We start from the raw sequence: 19580 nt of genomic DNA on the forward strand, positions 1-19580 counted from the left end.
GCCCCCGATCGACAACGACGGCGAGTGAATCTTCCGGCGTCGTGCTGGACACTGTGGTCATGAGTCGACGCCGTGGGCCGGGTCTGTGGCCGTTCTGGGCCGCACTCGCTTCGGTCATCGGGATCAGTGCGGCTGTCGCGGTGACCGCCGGCCTGCTGCTGTGGGTCGGTCTCGGGCGTCCGTCCAGGGCGGGCGACGCGCCACTGACCGCCGGCGAACTGCTGGATCTGACCCGCATCGCGCTGGTCGTCGCCGGCGGGATCGGCGGGGTGGTCGCCCTGGTCGTCGCGTACCGCCGGCAACGGCTGCACGAGCAGGCCGAGGTGCGCGAGAGCAGGAGGCTGTTCAACGAACGGTTCGTCGCCGCCAGCGCGCAACTGGGCCATGACGCCGCTGCCGTGCGGCTGGCCGGTGTCTACGCGATGGCCGGCCTCGCCGACGATTGGCCCGACCAGCTCCACGCGTGCGTCGACGTGCTCTGCGCGTACCTGCGGCTGCCCTACGAACCGGACCGGGCGGCCGACGGGTGGAAGACCGGTGAACGCGAGGTCCGCCTGTCGATCATCAGAATCATCGGCGACCACCTTCGCCCTTCGGCCCGCACGGACTGGCGCGACCACAACTTCGACTTCACCGGTGCGGTCTTCGACGGCGGCGACCTCGACGAGGCGATCTTCGCCGGCCGCCGGGTCAGTTTCGAGGGCGCGCGATTCACCGGCGGCGTGCTGCACCTCGAACGTGCGCGGTTCCTGGCCACGGTCAGCTTCACCGACGCGCAGTTCAGCGGCGGCACCGTCGACCTGCGAGGCGCCGACTTCGCGACCCCTCCCGTCTTCAGCCACCCCGCCGACCAGCCGCCGCCCGGCCTGCTCCTCGCCGGGCAACCGTAGTCCGCGTTCGTAGGCCCGGATTGGAATGTTGACGCGGATCTTTCCAATGAGGTTGGGGTGGGGTGGTGGCCGTTGGAGTCTGGTTCCAACGAACACGGCGTTGGAGGGGGATGCGGTCGTGACGGGATTCTGGGGTCACTTGACGGTTGCCGAGCGGCAGGCGTTCGGCGGGCGGAGTTTCCGGCGGTCCTGGCGCGGCGGTGCGGTGCTGTGCCGTCAGGGTGACCCGCCGGACTGGGTGGCGTTGCTGCTCACCGGGCACGTGAAGGTGTCGCTGCACACCGCCGACGGTGACACGGTGATGCTCGCCATCTGCGGCCCGGGCGCGCTGATCGGGGACCTGTCGGCCATCGACCGGCGGCCGCGGTCCGGCACCGTCGAGGCGCTCGGTGACGTCACGGCGGCGCTGATGCCGATGGCCGCACTGGACGGGTACCTCGACGCGCACCGGCGGGTCGGGCTGGTCCTGACGCAGGAGGTGACCCGCCGCCTGCGCGACGCGGACCGGACCCGCGTCGAGCTGAGCGTGCACAGCGCGGCGGACCGGCTCGCCGCCCGGATCGTGGAGCTCGCCGACCGCTTCGGCCGGCCGCACGGGCGCAGCGTCCACATCGGACCGATGCTGTCCCAGGACGACCTGGCGCACTGGGTCGGCGCCTCCCGCGAGGCCGTCGCGAAGACCTTCGCGATGTGGCGGCGGCAGGGCTGGATCCGGACCGGCCGGCGGTCGATCACCGTCCTGGATCTGGAGGCGTTGCGCCGCCGGGCGGGCCTTCCCGACCCGATGCCGCAGGCCGCCTGAGGACCGACGCGAGGCCCGGGTGGGGTGAGAGCGGATTACTGCCGCGTTGCCGTCCCGGGAGTGCCGGGACGCCGGCCTCTGGAACCGGGACCGCACCCGAACCGATGCTGTGCGCAGGTCGTGGAGCGCGACCCGAAGCGACGGCGGAGGATGACAGATGGTTTCTACGAAGTGGCGGCTCGCCGGTGGGGTGATCGCGCTGATCGGCAGCGCGGCCGGGCAGCTCGCACAGTACGTGGTCGCCCCGGCGCACCTGTCCGGCGGCACCGCGGCCGAGCAGGTCGACGCCCTCGCCGGACACAGCGAGCGGATGCAGGTCGCGGTCTGGCTGGACGTGCCGATCCTGCTGCTCATTCCCGCCGCACTGTATCTCGGCTGGCTCGGGCAGGCCCGCCGGTCCAGGCTCGCGGCGACCGGAGCCGGCCTGACGTTCGTGAGTGCGCTGGGCATCGGCTACCTGTTCGCCGCGGACCTGCTGATCCATCTGGCCGCGCAGGCCGAGGATCGCGATGGCGCGGTCGCGCTCGTCGATGCGTTCCAGACCTCGGCGGTGTTCAACACGGCGGTCCTGACCGGGGTGCTCGGCACCACCGTCGGTCTCGTGTTGACCGGCATCGCGCTGGTACGGGCGAAAACCGTCCCCGCCTGGGTCGGTATCGCCGTGGCCGCCGCGCCGGTGCTCACCATCGTCGGCGAGGCAGGCGGCGTCGGCGCGGTCGCGATCACGGCCTACGTCCTGCAGTTGCTCGGGTTCGCCGGCTGCGCGGTCACCCTGGTGCAGCTGGCCGGGCGGGAGGCGGCAACCGCGGCGTCGATGACACCGGCCGCCGCGTAGCGCGACACTATCGACACGATGACGAACACACACCCGGCCGACCGGGTCGCGCAGGCCGCCGTCGTCGCCGCGTTCGCCGCGACGGCGGGCTGTGTCGCGGTCTCCGCCGTCAACCCGCTGACCCCCTGGTCAGTGACGATGTCCGGATCGGCGGCCGCATACCTGTCGGTGCCGCTGGTCGGCGCCGCGATGCTGCGCGCCGCCCGGCGCAACGCGGTCGGCTGGCTGCTGCTGGCCAGCGGGGTCGGCTTTCCGGTCGCAGCGGCCGGGTACGTCCTCGCCGAGGCCGCGTTCAACGCCGGGCGGCCGGTCGGCTGGGCGGGCTGGTGGGACGGCTGGCCATGGGTGTTCGCGCTCGGGCTGCCGCCGACCGTCGGCATCCTGCTGTTCCCCGACGGCAGGCTGCCGTCGCGGCGATGGTGGCCGCTGCTGGCCGTCGCGATCGCCCAGGCGCTGCTGTTGCTGCTCGGTCTGCTGTTCTCCCCGGGGCTGCTCGACTATCCCGACCAGCGCAACCCGGCGGCGCTGCCCGGCGCCTGGGGCGCGGTCGCCGGCGGCTTCGTGGGCACGATCCTGCTGATCCCGCCGCTGTCGACGTTCGCCGCCTGGTCGTTGCAGCGGCGGGCCCGCACGATGCCGGCGCTCAAGTTGATCGCGCCGGCGGCGTGGCTCATCGCCGCGTCCTGGTGGTCGTGCGTGGTCATCACCGTCGGCGTCGGTGGTGCCGAGGTCGGTGCGCTGCCGTTCCAGCTCGCCGGCATGCTCGCGCTCGCCCTGGCCGCGTGGGTGGCGATCCGCCGCTACGGACTGTACGACGGCCGTCGCGTGGTCAACCTGACCCTGGTCTACACGATGCTGACCGGCCTCGTCATCGTCGTGTATCTCGCGGCGGCGGCGTTGATCCGGGCCGTCGTGTCACCTCGAATCGGCGCAGCGGTCGCGGTGGCGATCGCTTTGCTCGTCGCGTTGCCGCTGCGGGACGTGTTGCAACGCGCTGCGAACCGGCTCGTGTACGGCTACCGTGACGACCCGTACGGTGCTCTCGTCGAGCTCGGGCATCGCCTCGAGGCTGCCGCCACGGCCGATCTGCTGCCCGGTGTCGCCGCGACGGTGCAGACCGTGCTGCGCCTGCCGTACGTGGCGATCCGGATTGCCGGGCACGTCACCGCGGAGAGTGGCACCCGACGCGGCCGGCCCACGGAGGACTTCCCGCTGATGTTCGCCGGCGAGCTGATCGGTGAACTCCTGGCGGAACCCCGCGACGGGGTGTTCACCGTGACCGAGCGGCGGCTGCTCGCCGGCATCGTCGGCCAGGTCGCCGCGGCCGGGCACGCGGTCGCGCTCACCGGCGACCTGCGCCGATCCCGGGAGCGGGTGGTCAGCGCGGCCGAGGAGGAACGCCGGCGGTTGCGCCGCGACCTCCACGACGGCCTCGGCCCTGCCCTGGCCGGGGTCGTGCTGGGTCTGCAACGCGCCCGGCACCGGCTCGACAGTGACCCCGCTGCGGCCGCCGAGCAGTTGGACACGCTGACCGGGCAGACCCAGGCGGCCGTCGCCGATGTCCGGCGCCTCGTCTACGGGCTGCGTCCGCCGGCCCTCGACGAGCTGGGGCTGATCGGCGCCCTGACCGAGCAGGCCCGGTCCCTGGGGCCGATCACCGTCGAGGGCCCGGACGTCGAGCCGGTGCTGTCCGCCGCGGTCGAGGTTGCCGCGTACCGCATCGCCATGGAGGCGATGATGAACACCGTCCGGCACGCCGGGGCGCGGAGCACCACCGTCCGCGTCACCGCCGACGGGATGTTGCGGCTCGACATCGCCGACGACGGTCACGGCATGCCGGACGGATACCGGGCCGGCGTCGGCATCACCTCGATGCGGGAACGCGCCGTCGAACTCGGCGGCAGCTGTGTCATCGAACCACGTCTGCCGCGCGGCACCCGGGTCCGGGTTGCCCTGCCCCTGGAGATGCCATGACGGCTGTCAAGGTCCTCGTCGTCGACGACCATCCCGTGTTCCGCTCCGGTCTGCGGACCCTGGTGCTGGAGAGCCCGGCGCTGGAGTTCGTCGGGGAGTCCGCCGACGGCGGCGAGGCCGTGGCGATGTGCCGGCAACACACGCCGGACGTGGTGCTCATGGACATCCGGATGCCCGGCACCAGCGGCGTCGAGGCGACCCGCCGCATCGTCGCCGACCAGCCGTCCGTCGGTGTCCTGATGCTCACCATGCTGGAGGACGACACCTCGATCTTCGCCGCGCTGCGCGCCGGTGCCCGCGGTTACGTGCTCAAGGGTGCCGCACCCGACGAGATCATCCGTGCGATCGTCGCGGTGGCTGCCGGTGAGGCCCTGTTCGGCCCGGTCGTCGCCGCGAAGATCGCCACGTTTCTGCAGCCGGACCCCAGGCACCGCAGCCATCCGTTCCCGCTGCTGTCGTCCCGCGAACGCGACATCCTGGAGCTGATGGCGCGAGGCTGCTCCAACGCGGCGATCGCTGAGCAACTGGTGCTGAGCGAGAAGACCGTCCGCAACAACGTGTCGAACATCTTCGCCAAGCTCCATGCGACGGATCGCGCCGACGCCATCGTTCAGGCCCGGAAGGCCGGGCTCGGGTAGACCGGGATCCGCCGGCACGGCGCTATCGCGGGCCGGTGAGGCAGTCGCGGATCAGGTGGACGACCTCCGGGAGCTCGATGTGGTCGTCCGGGGTGGCGCCGAAGTGGGCACCGGTGGCGGTCACCGTCGCCGTGGCGCCGAGTTCGGTGACGAAGGTGCGGACGTGCTCGATCGGGTCCGGCGCCAGCACCGGGTCGTCGACCGCGGTGAGCACCCGGATCGAGGCGGCGGCGCGCCGGATCCGGGGCCAGTCCAACGGTGCGGCGAAGAACTCCTCGAGCACCTCGTAGCCGACGTCCCGCGCCGGCGTGGCCACCAGCACGGCACCGGTGAACCTGCCGTCCCGGTCGGGGTCGTGGGCCTCCAGCAGGCGCAGCAGGTTGACGCCGCCGATGCTGTGCCCGACCAGCACGGTGTCGGCCGGGTCGGTGCCGCCGACCACGGCGCCGTAAGCGGCGAGCCACGGCACCGGCCGCGGTGTCGCGGGGGCCGGCAGGTCCGGCACCTCGACGCGGTGCCCGTCCCCCGAAAGGGCATCGCGCAGATATGGGAACCAGACGCTGTCCCCGGCGGCGTGCATGCCGTGCGACACGACCACAGTACTCATCCCGGACTCCCCAATCGAAACGCTACGTATCGTATGAGCATCGACGGTAGCACGGGGTATGGTGCGTGGGTGCCCAACCATGAAGCCCGCACCCGCACGTCGGGGCGCCGCCGCAGCGAGGACGCCCACCAGGAGGTCCTGCAGGGCGTGCTGGAGATGCTCGAGGAGCAGGGCTACGGGGCGATCACCATCGAGGGCGTCGCCGCCCGGACCGGTGTCGCGAAGAGCACCATCTACCGCTGGTGGTCCTCGAAGGGCGACCTGGTCATGGAGGCCTACGGGCGGGCGATCCGGCAGCGGATGCCGGTGCCGGACCGCGGCTCCGTCGAAGCGGACCTCACCGCCTTCGTGGCGGACCTCTACCGCATCGCCAGGCATCCGGCCCGGATGAGCGCGCTGCGCGGGCTGATGGCGGAGGCGCAGGTGGACGCGACGTTCGCCGAGTCCTTCCGGGCCTGGGTCGGCGAGCGGCAGCAGGTCGTCACCGATCTGTTGCAACGCGGCGTCGACCGGGGCGAGCTGCCCACCGACGCCGACCTCCGACACGCCGTCGACCTGGTCTTCGGCCCGTTCTGGTATCGACTGCTGGTCGGGCACGCACCGCTGCGGGCCGCGGACGCGCCCGGACACGTCCGGACCGTCCTCGCGGGTCTCCGGCAGCGGCCGCCGGGACCGGCCCCCGCGACGGTCAGAGGCGGCGCAGCACGCTGACGACGCGGCCGAGGATGACGGCCTCGTCACCGGGGATGACGTCGTAGGACGGGTTGCGGGGCACCAGGTCGACGTGGCCGTCGCGGCGCCGGTAGACCTTCACGGTCGCCTCACCGTCGATCATCGCGGCGACGATGTCACCGTTCTCCGCGACCGGCTGGCGGCGCACCACGACGAAGTCGCCGTCGCAGATGGCCGCCTCGATCATCGAGTCGCCCTTGACGCGCAGGGCGAACAGGCTGCCGTGCCCGACGAGCGAGGACGGCAGGGTCAGCTCGTCGTCCGACTGCTCCTCGGCGAGGATCGGCTGACCGGCGGCGATCGCGCCGAGCACCGGGACGCTGACCCCGGCGTCGCGGTAAACAACCGTGGGCCCGGCGGTGGCGTCGGCGTCGCGGGCGTCCATCGCCCTCGGCCACCGTCCGTCGCGGCGCAGGTATCCGAGCCGCTCCAGGGACTTGAGGTGATGCGACACCGACGAGGTCGACCCGAGCCCGACCGCGGCGCCGATCTCGCGCACCGTCGGAGGATAGCCGCGCTCCTCGACCCAGCCACGGATCACCGACAGGACGTGCTGCTGCCGATCGCTGAGATCACTGTCCGCCATGTGATCACCATACGGCAAGATTCGATCATTTGTACGAAGTTCCATCGATCAGTTGATCGGTCAGCGGCGGGGGGCGACGAACAGGCTCTGCGCGGAGCGGCCGATCGGTCCGTGCTGGTCGTGCAGGGCCGTGTCGGCCAGGCCGATCCCGGCGGCGTCGATGGACGTCGCGGAGCGCAGGCACACCCACTCCCCGATCGGGTGCCGTAGCAGGTGCACGGTCAGGTCGGCATTGACGAACAGGAACCGGCTGAGCTCCAGTTCGTTGCTGATGCCGTTGCCGGAGTCGGCGGCGACCAGCACCCGGCTCAGCGGGCCCGGCTCCTCACCGTCCACAAGGGACTCCCGCATGCGCAGCCAGGCGGTGGCGGGACCGCGCTCCAGGAAGGAGCCCTCGGAGAAGCGGACCTCCATCGCGGTGTGGTAGCCGACGTCATGCGTCGTCGGGTACATGGGTTTGGCGGTGGCCCCGTCCAGGTGGACCGTGACGGGCGGGATGGCGGCCGGCACCAGGTCCTCGCCGGCCCGGATGAGCAGGGCCGAGCAGCGCATGAACGGGTCGATCGCGGCCTCGACCAGCGTGACGCTGCGGCCCTGCCGCGTCACCCGGGCGGTCACCTCGAGCGTCGCGATCGGCACCGGCCGCGCGATCTCGTACGTCAGCCGCGCCACCCGCATCCCCGGCGGCGCCACCGACTCCACGGCCCGCCCGAGCAGCGCGGCCGGCGGTCCGGCGTGCTGCGACCCGGCGTCCCACGGCCCGCGGGTGTGTTCGGTGGACTCGAACCGGCCGTCGCCGAGCGGAAGGTAGAACGCCATCGGGACATCGTAGGTCGACGCGTGCCGATAGCCTGCGGTGATGGCGGACCTGATTCCCGTCGGGCAGGCCGTGCCCGCGCCCGACGGCGCACCGCTCGCCGCCCGCGGCAACCACCAGGACTGGCTGCTGTCCTGGCACCCGCCGGGCGAGCGACCGGCGGGCAGGGCCCACGGCGCCAGCGGCGTCTGTGTCGCCGGCGCCGACCTCGTGCTGGTCAGCCACCACGGGGGCCACTTCGGACCGCCCGGCGGCCGGCCCGAGGGCGATGAGACCGACCTGGAGACCCTCTGCCGCGAGCTGCGCGAGGAGGCGTGCGTCCGGGTCACCGCGGCCTGCCTGCTCGGCTTCTCCCGTTCCGAGTGCGTCGCCGGGCCCGAGCTGGGCCTGGTCCTGGTCCGGTCGTTCTGGCGGGCGGAGGTGCTCGTCGACCCGTGGGATCCGAGGTTCGAGGTGCCGCACCGCCGGGTCGTGCCGGCGGCCGCCGCCCTCGACGAGGTGTGGGACCACGCGGACGGTTCGGTCCGCATCATGGCCCGCGTCCTCGCCGAGGCGCGACTGGCCTGACCGTCATTCGCTGCGGGCGGTCTCCGGGCCGGTGATGCGCCGCAGCAGCGGGAACGTCGCGGCGATGATGCCCAGCGACAGCAGCAGGCCACCGGCCACGATCGCGCTGTAGGTCAGGCCCGGCGGGTGCAGGGTGTACTGCATCTGCGCGGCGAGGAACAGCTGCGCGCCGAGCAGGCCGGCAGCGACCGCCAGGACGGCGGCGGCCAGCAGTGGCACCGCGCTCTCCAGGGCGATCACGCGGCGCAGGACGCCCAGTGGTACCCCCGTGAGCCGCAACAAACTGAAGGGCCGTTTGCGGTCGGCGAGACCGGCGATGACGCTGACCGCGAGGCTGCAGCCGGCGATCGGCAGGCTGGCGAAGATGATCACGGCGGCGAGCTGCTGGAAGCCGGACAGCTGTGAGTTCTGGTCGTTGGTGTGGTCCCACTCGGTGGCCGGCATGATCCGCAGGTCGGGGAATGCCCGTTGCAGGGCGGTGCGGCTGCGTTCGAGGCCGGCGGTGGACCCGTCGGTGCTGAGGACGACCTCGATGACCGGCTGCGCGGCGAACTGCGCCTCGGTCAGCGGCGCGGCCGGCCAGACGATGCCGGATCCGTGCGGGGCGCGGTACCGCATGAAGCCCTCCGACACCCAGGCCACCACGGCCCCGTCGGCACAGCGACCGAACTCGGGCGAGCGGGCGAGGTCCGCGCACAACACGGTGCCGGCATGCTCCCCGTCGTTCATGGGGTTGTCCCGGATGAGGGTCACGGAGCGGACCGAGCCGTCGGCGGCCAGCGACGCGACGACCGGGGCGGGGATGTCGTCATGTTCGTGCTCGAACTTCGTGACCATCGTCGAGACGGCGAGGGCGTCGACGTTCGCGCCCCGCTCGGCGGAGATGGTCTGGATGATGCCCACCGAGACCGTGGTGACGAACAGCCCGATCACGACGCCGCTGATCGCCCGGAAGGCCGCCGCGGGGTTGTCGGCCAGGCGGCGGGCGGCAATGAGGGTCGCGGGCCGCTGCGCCCGGCGGGCGAGCAGGCGGGCACCGATCATCGTCAGCCACGGTCCGGCGAACACCAGGCCCACCATGATGAGCAGCAGCCCGGGCAGGAACACCGCGACCTGGGCGGTGGAGTGTTCCGGCACCCTGCCGATGAAGAACGTGAGTTCGGCGATGCCGAGCAGGAGCGGGATCAGCCGATACCAGCGCGGCGGTTTCGGCGTGACCCGGCGCACCACGCCGAGCGGTGAGATGCGGACCCGGCGCAGCGCCACCAGGGATGCCACGGCCGCACCGATGGGCACGCCGACCGCGACCGCGACCGCCATCAGCGGGCCGAGCGTCACGTCCTCAATGTGGAACGGCATGCCGGTGAACGGGATTCCGGCGAGCTGGGCCCGGAAGCCGAGGTACAGCCCGAACCCGATGAGGGTGCCGAACAGCGCGGCGACGGTCGACTCGACCGCGGCGACGACCGAGATCTGCCGCGGGGTGCCACCGATGAGGCGCATCGCGGCGAAGCGCTGCTCGCGCCGGGCGGCGGTGAGCCGGGTCGCGGTGCCGATGAAGATGAGCACCGGGAAGAGCAGCCCGCCGGCGACGACGGACAGGATCAGGTCGAGCGCGGCGAGCGGGATGCCGTATGCCTCGGTCGGGAAGCTCGAGACGCGCTGGGCGTCGTACAGCTGCGAGACGAACTCCGGTGTGCTGCCGACGATGACGGTGAGGCTGCCGGGTGAGGGCAGCGCCGCGTCGCCGATGAGGCCCGCCTGCCGCCCCGGGAAGCGGGCGCCGAGCTGGTCCGCCGGATTCTGCGCGATCAGGTCCGCGAGGGCCGGCGAGACGTAGTACTCCCCCGCTGCGGGCAGCCGGGGCAGGCCCTGTGGGACAGGCGCATCGGCCGCGGTCGCGGCGAGTTCGATCCGCACGATGGACTGGCCGTCGAAGTAGTCGTTGCGTTCGGCCCACCACAGTGGACCGTCGGCGGACGGCATCGGGCGGAGCGCCGCGAACCGGCCGAACTGGCCGTCCACCGCGTTGACGCCGGCCAGGGTGCTCACCAGCAGCCACACGCCGAGTGCGACGGCGCCGGCCATGACCACGAGCCGCACGAGCGCCTCGCGGCCGCCGGCGAGGGTGAGCCGCACCCCGAACCGGATCACGACGTGCTCCGGGCGGCGGCGAGGGCGTGCACCCGGCCGTCGCGTACGACGACCTGGCGGTCGGCGTACGCGGCGACCCTTGCCTCGTGGGTGACGAGGACGACAGTGGTGCCCTGGGCCCGGGCGGAGTCGACCATGAGGTCCATCACCTGCTCTCCGGTGAGCGAGTCGAGGGAGCCGGTGGGCTCGTCGGCGAACAGGACGCGGGGCTTGGCGACGAGCGCGCGGGCCAGCGCGACGCGCTGCGCCTCGCCGCCGGACAGTTCGCCGGAGCGGCGCAGCTCCAGCCCGTCGAGGCCGAGCCGGGCGAACCAGGGCCGGGCCTCCGCGACGGCGGCGGCGCGGCGGGTGCCGCCGAGCAGCAGCGGCAGGGCCACGTTGTCCTCGGCGGTGAGTTCCGGCACCAGCTGGCCGAACTGGAACACGAAGCCGAACCGGTCGCGGCGCAGGGTGCTGCGGCGGGTCTCGTCGAGCCGGTCGACGCGGGTGCCGTCGAACAGGATCTCGCCCTCGTCGGGCACGAGGATGCCGGCGAGGCAGTGCAGGAGGGTCGACTTGCCGGAGCCGCTGGGCCCCATCACGGCGACGATCTCGCCCTCGGCGACGGTGAGGGTGGCGCCACGCAGCGCCGGGGTCTGCCCGAAGGCGAGCTTCACGTCGCGGGCCTCAAGCATTGCGGACCTCCTTGGTGAGAGCGTCGAGGCGGGCCACGGTCGTCTCGATCCAGTGCAGGTCGGCCTCGAGGTGGAACAGCCCGTGGTCGGCGAGCATCGCGTCGACGAGGTTGCCGCCGCGTTTGATGTCGGTGAGTGCCTGCATACGGTGCAGGTGTGCGCTGCGTTGCAGGTCGAGATAGTCCTCGGCGGACCGGCCGAGCATCAGCGACAGCACGACCTTGGCGAACAGGACCGTCTGCAGGTGCGGCTCCGGCTCGACCGGTTCGGTGAGCCACGCGTCGACCTCGGTCGCGCCGGCGTCGGTGATGACGTAGCGCTTCCGGTCGGGTCCTTCGCCGGGCTCGACGTCGCTGATCACCACCTTGCCGTCCCGGGCGAGCCGGCCCAGCGTCGCGTAGACCTGCCCGAACGACAGCGGCTTGCCGCGCCCGAAGAAGGTGTCGTAGTCGCGCTTGAGGTCATAGCCGTGGCTCGGCTCCCGTTCCAGGAGCCCGAGCAGCGTGAGGGGAACGCTCATGGAGACCACCATACGCTGAAGGTATACGCCGCGTATATACCCTCAGCGTAGATACAGCGAGACCGATCCCCTCAAGGAGCGGTCCGAACGCTCAGGTGCGGATCTCGATGTTGGCGAACGAGACGGAGAACGGCGGCGGCTCGCTGGTCTGGTCGGCCTGGAGGATGCCGAGCACGACGCGGCCTCTCCTGAACCGTGCCTCGTTCCAGGTCCCGGCGTCCCGGCCGTCGCGGGTGAACGTCACGTTCATCCCCTTGGCCGCGATGCCGATCCTGGTCACGGTGTTCAGCGGGATCGGGCCGGTGGACGGGAACGCACGCATCGGCGTGATGGTCGCCGCGTCGTGCGTCGCCAGGGAGTAGCCGTCGGCGCAGACCCGCAGGACGTAGCCCGTGGTGGAGAACCGGAACCAGATCCCGGCGCAGCTGCCCGCGGTCAGCAGCCGCACGTCGACGGTCATGCTGAAGTCGGTCAGCTCGTCCAGCACGCCCGGGCAGCGGTAGGGCCCGGCGCTCTGTTTCGTGACCACGAGTGCGTTGTCGAACCGGCAGGTGACCCGGTTCTCCTTGTCGTCGCGGGTCGTCCACCCGTCGACGGCGGTGAGCGGGTCGGCGATGAACACCTTGCCGCTCGCGCCCGGGGAGCCGGGGGTGGACGGGCTCGCGGTGCCGGCGGTCGACGCCGACGACGGTGCGCCACGGGACGGCAGCGGGATGACGCCGTAGACGAGACCGGCGACGGTGAGCGACGTGATGATCGCGGCGACCGCCACCACCGCGATCATGGCCCGTCCCCACCGGCCGCCGCCTGCGGTGGACGGCGGGGCCGCCGCAGGCACCGCGGGCTGCCCGCTGTCCACCAACCTGGGCTGCGCGCCGTCCGCGAACCTGGTCGTCGCGTCCGCGTCGCCCAGGAACGCGGGTGGTTGCCCATCCGTGGTGCCCGGCACCGCGGGTGCTTGCCCGTCCGTGGTGCCCAGCGACGGAGAGGTCTGCAGGTCCGTCGCCTGGACGGCCTCCTCGGCGGCGACCAGGAGGTCGGGTTGGCGGGCGAACGCGTCGGCCACAGCGCTGGGCTGGGAAGGCCCGGCGACCAGCAGCCGGTCGAGCAGCCCACGGGCGGTCGGCCGGTCGGCGGGGTCCTTGGCGAGGGCCTGCTCGACCAGCTCGCGCAGCAGCCCGGACAGCCCCGTCAGGTCCGGCGGCTGGGTCAGGATCCGGGTGGCGATGATCGGCCCGGCGTCCGACCCGAACGGGTTGCGGCCGGTGGCGGCGTAGGCGATGACGGCGCCCCAGGAGAAGATGTCCACCGCCGGGGTGACGGGCGGGCCGTCGATCGGGCCGAACCGCTCCGGCGCCATGTACGCGACGGTGCCGACCACCTGGTCGGTGCGGGTGAGCCCGGTCGTCGCCGACGGCGAATGGGCGATGCCGAAGTCGATGACCTTCGGGCTGCCGGCCGCGAGCAGGACGTTGTTGGGCTTCAGGTCACGGTGGATGACCCCGGCGCCGTGGATCGCGGTGAGGGCGGTCGCGACGCCGATCGCGAGACCGTGCAGGTTCGACGGTGTCAACGGGCCCCGCTGCCGCACGACGTCGGAGAGGCTCGGGCCGTCGACGAACTCGACGACCAGGTGCGGCAGCTCATGGTCGGGGTCGGCGTCGAGGACCTCGGCGGTGCAGAACGGCGGGACCTGCCGGGCGCGGTTGACCTCGCTGCGGAACCGGCGGCGGAACTGCTCGTCGTGGGCCAGGTCGCCGCGGATCACCTTGACCGCGACGGGCACGCCGGCCGGGGTCTGCGCCAGGTAGACGGTGCCCATGCCGCCCTCGCCGAGCCGGCTGATCATCGTGTACCGGCCGAGCTGCCTCGGGTCCCCGGCCCGCAGTGGCGATCCTGGCAACTCGTTGCCCGTCATCGGTTCCGTCCCCCCGTATGCATCTGTCGGCCGGGAAGATTGTGCATCATGCGGGCGCGGTTGTCGGTACCGGCGCGTCCCGGTCGGCCCGCACCGCCGGCTGGGCGGCCCGCACGACGAGGTGCGCGTCCGCCGTCGCGACGGTGCCGATGACCAGGGCCGCCGGTGGGACGTCCGGGCCGAGGACGGTGCCGCCGAGTTCGCGCACAGCGGCGGCGAGCCGCCGGGCCGGGCGCGCCCCGGCGTCGACGATCAGCTCGGCGCGGTGCGCGGCGGCGATGGCGGCGCCGAGGCGCAGGACCGCCTCGCCGTCGTCGCCGTCCACCCTGACCAGCACCGTGGCCCAGCCGTCCGGTGGCGGCGCGACCACGGTCACCAGACTCGCCCGCAGCGCCGCGAGGCCGTCCTGTCCGGCCGTGACGAAGACGACGTCGGCGCGGGTCGTGTCGGCCTGGGCCAGGATGTCGGCGGCCGGGTCGGCGCTGAACCGGGCGAACACCGCCGCCGACGGCCCCTGCTGCCGGACGGGCTCGGCGAGGTCCGCGAGTTCTTTCATCGCCGCCGTCATCGCCAGCAGGTCCCCGGAGAGCCCGGCGCCGACCTCGACGCGGGCCACCGGGAACGGCACGATGCGGCTCAGCACCACCTCGGCCGGGTCGTGCCGCACCGCCACCGCGGTCGCCAGGTCCACCATGGGCCGCGCCGCCGGCCCGGCCGGGACGACGGCCAGCACCCGGTAGGCCTCCGGCACGCCCAGCGCCGCCCGTTCCAGCTCCGCGACGTCCCGTGCGACGAGAGACTTCGGGTAGATGACGGACAGCAGCGGCCCGGCCATCACGGTGGTGACGAGCGCCATCACGACCATCAGCGAGAACAGCGTGTCGTCGAGGATGCCCAGCTGGACCCCGACGGTGAGGATGACGATCTCGGTGAGCCCCCGGGTGTTCATCAGCGCTGCCAGGGCCCCCGCCCGGCGCGCCGGGATGCGGTTGAGCCGGGCGCCGAGGTACGCGCCGGCGAACTTCCCGGTGATCGCGACGACCAGGATCAGGGCGAGGTCGAGCAACCCCGTGCTGTCCAATGTGGACAGGTTGACGCGGAGACCGGCGATGACGAAGAAGACCGGCAGCAGGAGCAGGACACTGACCTGTTCGAGCCGTTCCAAGGTCTCGTGCCGCAGCAGTTCGCCGCCGGCGCGTGGCATGACCGCGCCGAACACGAACGCGCCGAAGATGGCGTGGACGCCGATCGCCTCGGTGCACCAGCACGACAGCAGCAGCCCGACCAGCATGACCGCGAGGATGCCGGGGGTGAGCCGGCCCGCCCGCGTCCGGGCCTCGACGAGCCGCCGCAGCTGCGGCCGGACGAGCAGGAACATGACGAGTGCGTACGGCACCGCGAGCAGCGTCTGCCACGGCACGTCACCGCCGCCGGCGCCGATCGCGACGACCCCGGCGAGCAGCGTCCAGGCGACGACGTCGTCGACGGCGCCGCTGGCGAGCGCGAGCCCGCCGACCTCGGTCCGCAGCATGCCCCGGTCGGTGAGGATGCGGGCCAGGACCGGGAACGCGGTCACCGACATCGCCGCGCCGATGAACAACGCGAACGGCGCCACGTCCGGCACGTCGTGGTGGCGGGCGAGCCACAGCGCCAGCAGGACGCCGAGCCCGAGGGGCAGCAGCACCGAACCGACCGAGATCGAGACCGCCGCCTTGCGCCGCCCTTTCACCGCGTCGAAGTCCAGGTCGTAGCCGACGATGAACATGAACAGGACCAGGCCGACGTTGGCGAGCCCGGCGAGGGCGGTGCGGATGTCGACCGGGAACAGCCGGTCGCTGACCATCGTGCCGAACAGGGTCGGCCCCACCAGGACCCCGGCCAGGATCTCGCCGATGACCGGCGGCTGGCCGAGCCGGCGGGCCGCCGCGCCGAGCAGCCGCGCAAGCGTGATGACGCAGGCGAGCGCGAGCAGGAGCTGACCGAGCTGATGTGCCGTCATGCCGACCCCCGGTTGTCTGGTGCGCGCATGGCCGTGCTCATGGCCGTGCTCATACGAAGGCGTCGGCGCGGGCCGCGAAGGTTGCCGCGGTGGGGCGCTGCCCGGCGGGGCCGAGGCAGTCACCGACGAGGTCCGCGACGGGACCCGGCAGCGACGGGTCGATCCGCGGTGCTTCCGACAGCACCCGGCGCAGGGCCAGCAGCCCGTCGCCCGCGGGCAGGTCGCCGTAGACGCCGGTGCCGCTCACCACCCGGTGCAGCATGACGCCGAGGGACCACACGTCGGCGGCCGGGACGAACCGCCCGCCCGTCAGCACCGCCGGGTCGACGTATTCGACGGAGTCGAGCGGACCCATCCCGGTGATCGTGACGCCCTCGGTGAACACCTGCGCCAGTCCGAGATCCGACAGCCTGCCGCCCGCCGGGTTCAGCAGGACGTTGCCGGGTTTGATGTCGCGATGCACGAGGCCCGCCTCGTGCAGGGCCGCCGTGGCGCGGGCCGCGTCGGCGACGGCGCGGATCGCGTCCGCGGGCGCCGGCGGGGTCGCCGGGTTGGCCAGGGACCCGGCCGGGAGGTACTCCATCGAGTAGAAGAACCTGCCGTCCTGCTGCCCCGCGTCGTACGGGGACACGAGGTACGGCGACTGCACGGCGCTGAACGCGGTCAGCTCCCGCACGGCACGGCGGAATGCGACCTCGGTCGACTCGGCGGACAGCACCTTGACGGCCACGTGCTCGACGTCGACCGGCAGCCGGGGCGGGCGGCGGGCAAGGAAGTACTGCCCGTGGTTGCCCGAGCCGAGCGGCCTGACGAATTCGTAGTCGGCGATACCCTGCACGCCGGTCCCTTCTGTGTTCACGGGTTGCGGTGCGACTCGTACCGCAACCAGCGGCGGCCGAAGATGACTTTGGTGCCGGGCCGGATCGTCACCGGCTGCGCCGGCGGGACCGGTGGGGCCTCCTGCGCGCCCGGCTCCTGGACGAAGGTGCCGTTGGCGGAGCCGAGATCCAGCACCTGCACCTGCCAGCCGGACAGCCGGATCCGCAGATGCCGGCGGGAGATGCCGCCGTGCGAGTCGGCGATGCGCAGCGGCCGGGCCCGCCCGGCGGCGACGTCGGCGTCGCGCTCCGGCTCCCGCCCGACGACGTAGTCGGCGTCGGCGCGCAGCGTCATGCCGTTGTCGAGCAGCAGGACCCCCAGCGGCGGCCGCGGCCCGAGCCGGGTCACGTGCGTCACCTGCAGCATGGCGATGCCGCACAGCTGGCAGAACCGCACCGCCGGGTCGTTGAAGTGCCCGTTCTTGCAGTCCACGCCCTCGACCAGCGGCTGGGTGGCGGCGGCCGGCACGTCGGGCGGCGGCGCCGGCGCGTGCCCGGGCAGCAGCAGGACCGACTGAAACGGCGAGGGCCTGGGCGGTGCCGGTTCCTGGGGTTGCGGGGCGGCGGGGAACCGGACGGTCAGCCCGGCGGCGCCGACGACCCCGGCGGTGAGGCTGGCCAGGGGGTGCGGTGTCCCGGCCCCGGGCAGCGCCAGCCGCAGCGTGCCGACGGGTCCGGCGACGACGTGCCGCACCGACTCCGGGCCGGACATCCGGACCCGGCCGTCCACCTCGGCGGCGCCGTGCCCGCAGACGAACACCGCGACGCCGCCATCGGCCGACTGGCCACCGACGGCGCAACTGAGCTCACCGGCGGCCAGCAGCCCGGCCGCGTGCCGGGTCAGTTCCGCACCGTCGCCGCCGTCCGCGGCGATCCGCGCGACGAGCGCCAGCAGTTCCTCCGACCCGGCCGGTTCGCACGCCGCGAACAGCCGGCCGGCCCGCATGACGAGACCGGCGCCCGGCAAGGGTTGCACGACGGGTTCGCTCATGTCAGCCGTCCGCCCCGGAACCGCCAGCGCAGGAACGGCACCCGCATCGGGCCGTTCGCCACCAGCCAGACGGCCGTCCACACGGCGGCGAACTGCAGCGCGAACGCCGCCACCGGCGGGGTGGCCTCGACCCCCGGCACCGCGCCGGCGCGCAGCAGCAGCCACAGCATGACGGCCTCGGGCACACCGGTCAGCAGGCCGAACAGCGACGGCCAGTCCTTTTCCCAGCGGAACTGCATGAGCAGGTGATACAGCAGCTCCCAGGCGATGCCGAGGACGGCGACGGCGCCGAGCACGACGAACGCGGTCCGGTACCGGTCGGAGAGCGGGCCGCCGCCGGGCAGCACGGGAGTGATCAGGGCGGTGACCACCGACCCGACCACGGCGAGCAGGAATATCCGGGTCTGGATGCGACCCAGCAGCACGGGCACCATCGTCTGTTTCCTTCCCTAGACCGGACGGCCGAGCGCCCAGCGGACCCACTGCGTCGTGGACCGGATCGGGCCGATGCTGCGGCAGAAGCCGCGCCTGGCCAGGTCGTCGGCGATCTCCTGGGCGGCGATCTGCAGCCCGAGGAACGTGTCGACGCCAGGGAAGTAGCCGCCGAGCGTGGTCGCCCCGGACGCATACAGCGCCCCGTCGCCGCTGGCGGTGCCCTTCACCTCGAAGTGCCGTTCGACCTCGAGGCGGCCCAGCGGGTTGCGGCCCGCCCCGCCGTGCTCCAGCAGGTCGGCCAGGACGCGGTGCTCGGCGATGTCGGCCTCCAGCCCGGTGCAGTCGATGATGTAGTCGGCGCGGATCTCGACGGCGCCGTCGGCACCGTTGATGAGGCTGACCAGCGTGCCGTCCGTGTCGGGCCAGACCTTCTCGGCGACGCCCTGCATCGCGCGATACCAGCCGCCCTGCCGTCCCTGGCGCAGCTGCCGCTGCCAGCGCCGCCGCTTGGGTGTGTTGGTGCCGCCCATCTCGGCGTACTGCTTCGCCCGTTCCTGCCCTTCCAGGCGGCGCATGCGGGCCTTGAGCTGCCCGCCCCAGACCGACTTCGGATAGTTGAAGCCCTGGTATGCGAAGCCGTCGCCGCCCTTGCGCCGGGCCCACCAGTGCGGGCCGTGCGCACCGGTGACGAAGGTGCGGAACACATGCACGATCTGCGTGTGCGTCCCGTGCCGCTCCCGGTCGTCGATCAGGCGTTGCAGCACCCGCGACGAGACGATCCCGCCGCCGCGGATCAGCACCGTGCCGGGTCTGGTCTTAAGGAACTCGTAGACGTGCTCGTGCGGCTCGTAGGCGTTGACCACGTGTTCGTAGTCGCCGTGCCGCGTCCGGAACTCCTGCAGGTCGGGCAGGAACCGCAGCCCCGGGTAGCCGACGGCGAGATGGACGAAGCGCGACCGGTACACCACCCGTTTCGTGGCAGTGGTGCCCGCCGGTGGGGTCAGGACGGTGAAGTAGCCGCCCGCGGCGCGCCGGCGCACCATCCGCACGACACCCTTGACGAGCATCTCGTCGTAGCCGATGCGCGCCGACTCCCGGCGCAGGCTCGCGAAGACCGTGCCCGCCTGCGGGGTCCAGTAGTCGGCGAAGATGGGCTCACCGAGGATGTGCACCAGCGGCCGCAGTGTCCGGTCCCGCCACGCCTCGCTCAGCGCGTAGGACGGGAAGCCCCAGATGTTGTCCGGCCGCGACGACGAGTCCGACCGGATCCGCTCGGGCTCCGGGATCTGCGAGACCCGGGTCAGGTACTGGTAGGTCTGCCAGGGATGATCGATGTTGGACAGCACCCGGATGTCGGACGCCGGGACACCCGCGATGCGCAGGTAGTCGGCGGTCACGAACGACCCGATCCCGCCGCCGACGGTCACGAACGGCACGTCGTGGACGGGGATCCCGGCCCTGGCCAGTATGTCGTCGTCCCAGACGGTCGTGCCCAGCAACTCAGGCGTGAGGTCGCCAGCATCCATTTCCATCCCCCGATTGATGTGCCATAGAGATAGCACA

At 72.6% G+C, this 19580-nt stretch carries 19 protein-coding genes; 7 read left to right on the plus strand and 12 right to left on the minus strand.

Translation table 11 applies throughout. From position 1 onward, the window contains the following. The first annotated feature begins 59 nt into the window (after positions 1-59). From ACFPIJ_RS32160 to ACFPIJ_RS32180, 5 genes are all read left to right on the plus strand, one after another. Entirely contained in the window at positions 60-890 is an 831-nt protein-coding gene (locus ACFPIJ_RS32160; protein WP_380120546.1) for a pentapeptide repeat-containing protein, read from the plus strand. Positions 891-1029: 139 nt separating this feature from the next. Next, positions 1030-1692 (plus strand): Crp/Fnr family transcriptional regulator, encoded by a 663-nt coding sequence (locus ACFPIJ_RS32165; protein WP_380120548.1) that lies wholly within the window; start codon positions 1030-1032, stop codon positions 1690-1692. 157 nt (positions 1693-1849) lie between these two features. Continuing rightward, entirely contained in the window at positions 1850-2527 is a 678-nt protein-coding gene (locus ACFPIJ_RS32170) for a hypothetical protein (protein ID WP_380120550.1), read from the plus strand. Positions 2528-2545: 18 nt separating this feature from the next. Then, positions 2546-4501: a sensor histidine kinase gene (locus tag ACFPIJ_RS32175; protein WP_380120552.1), complete on the plus strand. Its 1956-nt coding sequence runs from the start codon at positions 2546-2548 to the stop codon at positions 4499-4501. Continuing rightward, complete coding sequence (locus ACFPIJ_RS32180; protein WP_380120554.1) at positions 4498-5139, plus strand: response regulator; 642 nt, start codon at positions 4498-4500, stop codon at positions 5137-5139. Before ACFPIJ_RS32175 ends, ACFPIJ_RS32180 begins: the two co-directional genes overlap by 4 nt. A gap of 22 nt (positions 5140-5161) precedes the next feature. On the opposite strand, the gene ACFPIJ_RS32185 is transcribed toward ACFPIJ_RS32180, so the two are convergent. After that, complete coding sequence (locus tag ACFPIJ_RS32185) at positions 5162-5746, minus strand: alpha/beta fold hydrolase (protein WP_380120556.1); 585 nt, start codon at positions 5744-5746, stop codon at positions 5162-5164. Positions 5747-5815: 69 nt separating this feature from the next. On the opposite strand from ACFPIJ_RS32185, the gene ACFPIJ_RS32190 reads away from it, so the two are divergent. Continuing rightward, the gene (locus tag ACFPIJ_RS32190; RefSeq protein WP_380120558.1) at positions 5816-6457 is read left to right on the plus strand and encodes a TetR/AcrR family transcriptional regulator; all 642 of its coding nucleotides are present in this window, start codon (positions 5816-5818) and stop codon (positions 6455-6457) included. On the opposite strand, the gene lexA is transcribed toward ACFPIJ_RS32190, so the two are convergent. Further along, on the minus strand, positions 6435-7064 hold the full coding sequence (gene lexA, locus ACFPIJ_RS32195) for a transcriptional repressor LexA (RefSeq protein WP_380120560.1): 630 nt from the start codon (positions 7062-7064) through the stop codon (positions 6435-6437). The two genes, ACFPIJ_RS32190 and lexA, sit on opposite strands and share 23 nt — an antisense overlap. A gap of 60 nt (positions 7065-7124) precedes the next feature. Then, a complete protein-coding gene (locus tag ACFPIJ_RS32200; RefSeq protein WP_380120562.1) occupies positions 7125-7883 on the minus strand; it encodes a thioesterase family protein in 759 nt (252 codons plus the stop codon). A gap of 40 nt (positions 7884-7923) precedes the next feature. Between ACFPIJ_RS32200 and ACFPIJ_RS32205 the strand changes: the two genes are divergently transcribed. Continuing rightward, positions 7924-8448, plus strand: a complete 525-nt coding sequence (locus ACFPIJ_RS32205) for an NUDIX domain-containing protein (RefSeq protein WP_380120564.1) — start codon at positions 7924-7926, stop codon at positions 8446-8448. 3 nt (positions 8449-8451) lie between these two features. Here ACFPIJ_RS32205 and ACFPIJ_RS32210 read toward each other — a convergent pair whose 3' ends face one another. From ACFPIJ_RS32210 to ACFPIJ_RS32250, 9 genes are all read right to left on the minus strand, one after another. Beyond that, positions 8452-10602, minus strand: coding sequence for an FtsX-like permease family protein (locus tag ACFPIJ_RS32210; protein ID WP_380120566.1), 2151 nt, complete (start codon positions 10600-10602; stop codon positions 8452-8454). Next, the gene (locus ACFPIJ_RS32215; RefSeq protein WP_380120568.1) at positions 10599-11276 is read right to left on the minus strand and encodes an ABC transporter ATP-binding protein; all 678 of its coding nucleotides are present in this window, start codon (positions 11274-11276) and stop codon (positions 10599-10601) included. Before ACFPIJ_RS32215 ends, ACFPIJ_RS32210 begins: the two co-directional genes overlap by 4 nt. Continuing rightward, the gene (locus tag ACFPIJ_RS32220; protein ID WP_380120570.1) at positions 11269-11796 is read right to left on the minus strand and encodes a PadR family transcriptional regulator; all 528 of its coding nucleotides are present in this window, start codon (positions 11794-11796) and stop codon (positions 11269-11271) included. Before ACFPIJ_RS32220 ends, ACFPIJ_RS32215 begins: the two co-directional genes overlap by 8 nt. 91 nt (positions 11797-11887) lie before the next feature. Continuing rightward, positions 11888-13714 carry a serine/threonine protein kinase gene (locus ACFPIJ_RS32225; protein ID WP_380120572.1) on the minus strand — a complete coding sequence of 609 codons (1827 nt, stop codon included), beginning with the start codon at positions 13712-13714 and terminating at the stop codon, positions 11888-11890. A gap of 46 nt (positions 13715-13760) precedes the next feature. Then, positions 13761-15713: a cation:proton antiporter domain-containing protein gene (locus ACFPIJ_RS32230; RefSeq protein ID WP_380120574.1), complete on the minus strand. Its 1953-nt coding sequence runs from the start codon at positions 15711-15713 to the stop codon at positions 13761-13763. 49 nt (positions 15714-15762) lie between these two features. Continuing rightward, positions 15763-16551, minus strand: a complete 789-nt coding sequence (locus tag ACFPIJ_RS32235) for a protein kinase domain-containing protein (RefSeq protein ID WP_380120576.1) — start codon at positions 16549-16551, stop codon at positions 15763-15765. 17 nt (positions 16552-16568) lie between these two features. Next, positions 16569-17582, minus strand: coding sequence for an FHA domain-containing protein (locus ACFPIJ_RS32240; RefSeq protein WP_380120578.1), 1014 nt, complete (start codon positions 17580-17582; stop codon positions 16569-16571). Then, on the minus strand, positions 17579-18016 hold the full coding sequence (locus ACFPIJ_RS32245; RefSeq protein ID WP_380120580.1) for a hypothetical protein: 438 nt from the start codon (positions 18014-18016) through the stop codon (positions 17579-17581). Before ACFPIJ_RS32245 ends, ACFPIJ_RS32240 begins: the two co-directional genes overlap by 4 nt. Positions 18017-18031: 15 nt before the next feature. Beyond that, positions 18032-19549, minus strand: coding sequence for a hypothetical protein (locus tag ACFPIJ_RS32250; protein ID WP_380120582.1), 1518 nt, complete (start codon positions 19547-19549; stop codon positions 18032-18034). Positions 19550-19580 lie beyond the last annotated feature (31 nt).

It is taken from the genome of Dactylosporangium cerinum (genome assembly GCF_042653625.1).
GTDB classification, from domain to species: Bacteria; Actinomycetota; Actinomycetes; order Mycobacteriales; family Micromonosporaceae; genus Dactylosporangium; species Dactylosporangium cerinum.

What these genes read in the sequence shown, in the direction of transcription:
- lexA (WP_380120560.1), bottom strand. Translation starts at nt 7,064, where the DNA reads ATGGCGGACAGTGATCTCAGCGATCGGCAGCAGCACGTCCTGTCGGTG.
- ACFPIJ_RS32200 (WP_380120562.1), bottom strand. Translation starts at nt 7,883, where the DNA reads ATGGCGTTCTACCTTCCGCTCGGCGACGGCCGGTTCGAGTCCACCGAA.
- ACFPIJ_RS32220 (WP_380120570.1), bottom strand. Translation starts at nt 11,796, where the DNA reads ATGAGCGTTCCCCTCACGCTGCTCGGGCTCCTGGAACGGGAGCCGAGC.
- ACFPIJ_RS32230 (WP_380120574.1), bottom strand. Translation starts at nt 15,713, where the DNA reads ATGACGGCACATCAGCTCGGTCAGCTCCTGCTCGCGCTCGCCTGCGTC.
- ACFPIJ_RS32180 (WP_380120554.1), top strand. Translation starts at nt 4,498, where the DNA reads ATGACGGCTGTCAAGGTCCTCGTCGTCGACGACCATCCCGTGTTCCGC.
- ACFPIJ_RS32160 (WP_380120546.1), top strand. Translation starts at nt 60, where the DNA reads ATGAGTCGACGCCGTGGGCCGGGTCTGTGGCCGTTCTGGGCCGCACTC.
- ACFPIJ_RS32245 (WP_380120580.1), bottom strand. Translation starts at nt 18,016, where the DNA reads ATGGTGCCCGTGCTGCTGGGTCGCATCCAGACCCGGATATTCCTGCTC.
- ACFPIJ_RS32225 (WP_380120572.1), bottom strand. Translation starts at nt 13,714, where the DNA reads ATGACGGGCAACGAGTTGCCAGGATCGCCACTGCGGGCCGGGGACCCG.
- ACFPIJ_RS32175 (WP_380120552.1), top strand. Translation starts at nt 2,546, where the DNA reads ATGACGAACACACACCCGGCCGACCGGGTCGCGCAGGCCGCCGTCGTC.
- ACFPIJ_RS32170 (WP_380120550.1), top strand. Translation starts at nt 1,850, where the DNA reads ATGGTTTCTACGAAGTGGCGGCTCGCCGGTGGGGTGATCGCGCTGATC.
- ACFPIJ_RS32185 (WP_380120556.1), bottom strand. Translation starts at nt 5,746, where the DNA reads ATGAGTACTGTGGTCGTGTCGCACGGCATGCACGCCGCCGGGGACAGC.
- ACFPIJ_RS32205 (WP_380120564.1), top strand. Translation starts at nt 7,924, where the DNA reads ATGGCGGACCTGATTCCCGTCGGGCAGGCCGTGCCCGCGCCCGACGGC.
- ACFPIJ_RS32240 (WP_380120578.1), bottom strand. Translation starts at nt 17,582, where the DNA reads ATGAGCGAACCCGTCGTGCAACCCTTGCCGGGCGCCGGTCTCGTCATG.
- ACFPIJ_RS32215 (WP_380120568.1), bottom strand. Translation starts at nt 11,276, where the DNA reads ATGCTTGAGGCCCGCGACGTGAAGCTCGCCTTCGGGCAGACCCCGGCG.
- ACFPIJ_RS32250 (WP_380120582.1), bottom strand. Translation starts at nt 19,549, where the DNA reads ATGGAAATGGATGCTGGCGACCTCACGCCTGAGTTGCTGGGCACGACC.